Below are 4,867 nucleotides of genomic sequence, written 5' to 3' on the forward strand. Positions count from 1 at the left end.
GGGGGACACCTCAGGCCTGACGGTGCCGGGTGCGACTCCCCGCACCAAAGCGAGCCCCCGCCCCACGGGGCGGACGCGACAGCGTCCGTAGGCCCGCTGCTCGTCTCGGCGGCCTCCGGGCCGTCTGTGCCCGTTCATAAGCCGCCACCGATCGCTACGCGCTTCGGCCGTCTCGGCGGCCGCCAGGCCGTCCGGGGCTGATGAGGGAGCCCACACTGCCATCGGTGCCGGGCCCGAGCCCTGCCGGCGTCTGGACCCGCGGATCACCTGTCGACAGTTCCGCTCAGCGGATCTCACGGCCCGGTAGGTGCCGGTTGACTCCTGCCGGGAGGCCGCGGCGTGCTTTTCGCCATGCCGGCGGGCGAATCATGCCGGTCCGAGCCCTCCCGGCGTCTGCACCCGCGGATGACCTGCCCACAGTTCCGCTCAGCGGACCTCACGACCCGACAGGCGCCGGCTCCCCGTCTCACGACGCCGACATGTCCAGCCAGCCCGCGTACGGTTTCAGCGAGCCTGCCGAGGGGGCGCCCGCGGCCTGCATGTCGCCGTACGCCGTGCGGCGCAGTTGGACTGCGAGGTCTTCCAGGGCCCGGGCCGCCGCCAGCTCGTCGCCCACCGCGGGGATGTCGGTGTCCTGGGGCGCGCACCTGGCCGTGCCGTGGCCCGTGAGCGTGGCGGTGCCGGTGTCGACCTCCAGGCTGGCGCTGGTCGTGCCCTGGTCCTCCAGGAGCGAGAGGCGGACCTGCCATTCGACCGTGTGTGACATGGCTTCCTCCAGCGGCGCGGGCCGGGTGGGCCCGGCGCTTCGCGCCCTGCGTCCATTGTCGCCGTCCGGCGGCGATGACGTAGCGTGAAGGCGTCCGTACGACTGCGTCCTCAGGAAACCGAATGACCGCGACCCTGCCCCCGTGCCCCCAGTGCTCCAGCGAGTACACCTACGAGATGAACTCCCTCATGGTCTGCCCCGAGTGCGGGCACGAGTGGGTGCCGGGCGAGGCCGGGGCCGCGGAGGAGCGGGTGGTGCGGGACTCCGTCGGGAACGTCCTGCACGACGGTGACAGCGTGACCGTGGTCAAGGCCCTGAAGGTCAAGGGCAGCGCCTCGGGGATCAAGGCGGGGACGAAGGTGCGGAACATCCGGCTGGTCGACGGGGTCGACGGGCACGACATCGACTGCCGGATCGAGGGGTTCGGTGCGATGCAGCTGAAGTCCAGCGTGGTCAAGAAGGTGTGAGCGGGCGCGTGAAGTAGGTCCGGTGGGGACCCTCGGGTGGGCCGTTCGGCCCATTACGTGGCGAGGCCCCCTGCCTAGGCTGGACGCGGGGTACCGAGCCGCAGGGCAGGAGGAAGTCCCATGGTCAGCACCCTTCCGGACCTCGCCACCGTCGTGGCGCTCGTCGAGGACGCCGCCCGTGCGCCGTCCATGCACAACGCCCAGCCCTGGCGGTTCGTGCTGCGGCACGCGTCCGGCACGCTGGACCTGCGCGGGGACCTCGGCCGGGCCGTTCCCCATGCCGACCCCGAGCACCGGGCGCTGCACCTCGGGTGCGGGGCGGCGTTGTTCGGGCTGCGGGTGTCCGCCGCCCGGGCGGGGCTGTCCTGCGCCGTGGAGCTGCTGCCCGACCCGGCCGATCCCTGGCTGTTCGCCTCGGCACGGCTGACCCCGGGAGGCGCACCCGAGGAGGAGCTCGCCGCGCTCCGTCCGGCGCTGCTCGCGCGGCACACGAGCCGGTTCCCGTTCCGGGACGAGGAGGTGCCGGCGGCGATCGTGGACGGCCTGCGGGCGGCGGCGCTGCTGGAGGGCTGCCGGCTGGCGGTGCCGGACGACTGGCACACCGACACCGTGCTGACGCTGGTTCAGGATGCCGAGCACCGTGAGGACATGGACGCCGGACTGCGGGCCGAGACGGCCGCGTGGATGCGCGGTGGTGGTGCGGGCGAGGCCGACGGCGTACCTGCGGCGGCCTTCGGGCCGGTGCGGTCCGGATCGGGTGCGGGCGTACGGGACTTCGGCCGGGCCATGCACGTACCGGACCGCGGCTGGGCGGTGTTCGAGCGGCGGCCCGCCATCGCGCTGCTGGGGACGCGGGGCGACGGGCCCGCGGACTGGCTGCGGGCGGGGCAGGCGCTGCACCGGGTGCTGCTGCGCGCCACAGCGGACGGGCTGGTCACCTCGATGACTTCGCAGCCGCTGGAATGGCCCGAACTCCGGCCCACCGTACGCGATCCGCTGGAGGGTACGGGGCACGTGCAGATGGTGGTCCGGTACGGCTACGGTCCTCCGGGCCCGGCGTCGCCCCGGCGTCCGGTGGCGGAGGTGCTGGAGGTGCTGGAGGGGCGTTGAGCCCGTCCCGGGAGCACGTTCTGCCCATCGGCCGGTCAACGTCCTGCGGGCGCCCCTCGCCGTCGATACCCTGGCACACGGCGTGAAGTGCACAGGAGGGGCTGGTGGGCGTGGCGGACCAGGGGCTGTCGAAGGTTCCCAAGATGAGACTCGACGAGCTGCTGGAGGAACTGCAGGTCCGCATCGACGCGGTGCGGGGTACCCGGGACCGGGTGCACAGCCTGCTGGAGGCAGTGGTTTCGGTGGGCCGGGAGCTCGATCTGTCGCAGGTGCTGCGCCGGATCGTGGAGGCGGCGGCCCTGCTGGTCGACGCCGAGTACGGTGCGCTGGGCGTGATCGGGCCGGACGGCCGTACGCTCTCGCAGTTCCTGACGGTGGGTCTGCCGGACACGCAGATCGCCCGGATCGGGCCGTTGCCAGCCGGGCACGGGCTGCTGGGCGAGCTGATCCGGCACCCGGAACCGCTGCGGCTGACCAGCATCGCGGCGCACACGTCCTCGTACGGTTTCCCGGCGGACCACCCGCCGATGCGGACCTTCCTGGGCGTCCCGATCCGGGTGCGGGAGGAGGTCTTCGGCAACCTGTACCTGACCGACAAGCGCGGCGGGCTGGACTTCGACGCCGAGGACGAGGCGGTGATCACGACGCTGTCCGTCGCGGCCGGGGTGGCCATCGACAACGCGCGCCTGTACGAGGCCTCGCAGCGCCAGCAGCGGTGGCTGGAGGCGAACGCCGAGATCACCCAGCGGCTGCTGTCGGACGGGCCGCGCACGGACGTGATGGAGCTGATCGCGCGCCGGGCCCGGGAGATCACCGGGGCCCGCCTGGCCGACCTGGTCGTGCCGCTCACGGGTACGGACGGCCTGATCGTCGAGCTGGCGGTCGGGGCGGCGGAGAACGAGCGCCGCGGAGCCGTCGTGTCCGTGTCGGGCACGCTGGCGGGGGCGAGCCGGACCAGCGGGCTGCCCGCGGTGTCGGGGTGTCTGGCCGAGGACGACCGGTACGCCGGCGGGCTGTGGTCGCGGATGGGTCTGGGGCCGGCCGTGGCGGTGCCGCTGGGCACGGGTCCCGACGGGCACCGGGGGGTGCTGCTGCTGGCCCGGGACCTGGGCGGGCCGGTGTTCACCGACGCGGAGATCCAGCCCCTGACGGCGTTCGCCGGGCAGGCGGCGCTGGCGCTGGAGCTGGCCGACCGGCGGCGGGACGCGGAGCAGATCGCGCTGCTGGAGGACCGGGACCGGATCGCCCGGGACCTGCACGACCTGGCGATCCAGCGGCTGTTCGCGACCGGCATGACGCTGCAGAGCGCGGCGCGGCTGGTCACGCACGAGGGGGCGGCGGACCGCGTGTCGCGTGCGGTGAACGACCTCGACGAAACCATCAAGATCATCCGCTCGACCATCTTCGGACTGCGGGCGACGGATCCGGCCTCGGAGCCGGGGCTGCGGGCCCGGGCCGCCCGGGCGGTCGGGGAGGCCGCCTCCTCCCTGGGGTTCGCCCCGCAGCTGACCATGGAGGGTCTGCTGGACACGGATGTGGCCCCGGAGGTGGCGGACCACGTGCTGGCGGCCCTGGCGGAGCTGCTGAGCAACGCGGCGCGGCACGCGCACGCGACCCGGGTACGGGTGGCCCTGCGCGCCACGGCCGACGAGGTGGTGCTGTCGGTGGACGACAACGGCCGCGGCATCCCGGACCAGGGCCGGCGCAGCGGCCTGGGCAACCTGGCGGCCCGTGCCCGCAGCGTGGGCGGCGCGTTCACGATCGAGCGCCCGGAATCGGGCGGCAGCCGCCTCGCGTGGACGGCACCACTGATGCCGCGCACCCGCGCGTCGTCCCCGGCCTGAGCCACAAGACACGAGGGGCGGGCGCGGGCCCGCCCCTCCCGGGGCCCTGAGATCCGCTGAGCGGAACTGTCGACCGGTCATCCGCGGGTCCAGACGCCGGCAGGGCTCGGACCCGCCACGAATCGCCCACCGGCATGACGAAAAGCACGCCGCGACCTCCCGGCACGAGGGCTCCGGCGCCTGTCGGGTCGTGAGGTCCGCTGAGCGGAACTGTCGGCAGGTCATCCGCGGGTCCAGGCGCCGGCAGGGCTCGGACCCGGCACGAATCACCCCTCCGGCACGGGAGAACAACGGCGCAGCCTCCCGGCAGGAGTCAACCGGCACCTGCCTGGCGTTGAGATCCGCTGAGCGGAACTGTGGGCAGGTGATCCGCGGGTCCAGACGCCGGGAGGGCTCGGACCCGGCACCGATGGCAGTGCGGGTTCCCTCATCAGCCCCGGACGGCCTGGCTGCCGCCGGGCCGGCGGGAGCGCGTAGCGATCTGTGGCGGCTTATGAAGGGGCACAGACGGCCCGGAGGCCGCCGAGACGAGCAGCGGGCCTACGGACGCTGTCGCGTCCGCCCCATGGGGCGGGGGCTTGCCTTGGTGCGGGGAATCGCACCCGGCACCGTCAGGCCTGAGGTGTCCCCCCTGGGCGTCCTTCCTGGGGGTGTCCGCCGAGGGCTTTGCCTTCCGGGCC

General features: G+C 73.9%; 4 protein-coding genes. 3 read left to right on the forward strand and 1 reads right to left on the reverse strand.

Going from position 1 to position 4,867, the window contains the following annotated elements:
- Window positions 1-466 precede the first annotated feature (466 nt).
- Window positions 467-766 carry a dsRBD fold-containing protein gene (locus ACIQUQ_RS35210; RefSeq protein WP_403984256.1) on the reverse strand — a complete coding sequence of 100 codons (300 nt, stop codon included), beginning with the start codon at window positions 764-766 and terminating at the stop codon, window positions 467-469.
- Between the two features lie 122 nt (window positions 767-888).
- On the opposite strand from ACIQUQ_RS35210, the gene ACIQUQ_RS35215 reads away from it, so the two are divergent.
- From ACIQUQ_RS35215 to ACIQUQ_RS35225, 3 genes are all read left to right on the forward strand, one after another.
- A complete protein-coding gene (locus tag ACIQUQ_RS35215) occupies window positions 889-1,233 on the forward strand; it encodes a zinc ribbon domain-containing protein YjdM (RefSeq protein WP_403984258.1) in 345 nt (114 codons plus the stop codon).
- Window positions 1,234-1,353: 120 nt separating this feature from the next.
- Window positions 1,354-2,343 (forward strand): Acg family FMN-binding oxidoreductase, encoded by a 990-nt coding sequence (locus ACIQUQ_RS35220; RefSeq protein ID WP_403984260.1) that lies wholly within the window; start codon window positions 1,354-1,356, stop codon window positions 2,341-2,343.
- A gap of 143 nt (window positions 2,344-2,486) precedes the next feature.
- Complete coding sequence (locus tag ACIQUQ_RS35225; RefSeq protein ID WP_403984262.1) at window positions 2,487-4,187, forward strand: GAF domain-containing protein; 1,701 nt, start codon at window positions 2,487-2,489, stop codon at window positions 4,185-4,187.
- Window positions 4,188-4,867 lie beyond the last annotated feature (680 nt).

This window comes from Streptomyces sp. NPDC101118, from assembly GCF_044759445.1.
Lineage (GTDB): Bacteria > Actinomycetota > Actinomycetes > Streptomycetales > Streptomycetaceae > Streptomyces.

Excerpts from the sequence above, each read along its gene's own strand:
- ACIQUQ_RS35220 (WP_403984260.1), top strand. The coding sequence starts at position 1,354 with ATGGTCAGCACCCTTCCGGACCTCGCCACCGTCGTGGCGCTCGTCGAG.
- ACIQUQ_RS35225 (WP_403984262.1), top strand. The coding sequence starts at position 2,487 with ATGAGACTCGACGAGCTGCTGGAGGAACTGCAGGTCCGCATCGACGCG.
- ACIQUQ_RS35210 (WP_403984256.1), bottom strand. The coding sequence starts at position 766 with ATGTCACACACGGTCGAATGGCAGGTCCGCCTCTCGCTCCTGGAGGAC.
- ACIQUQ_RS35215 (WP_403984258.1), top strand. The coding sequence starts at position 889 with ATGACCGCGACCCTGCCCCCGTGCCCCCAGTGCTCCAGCGAGTACACC.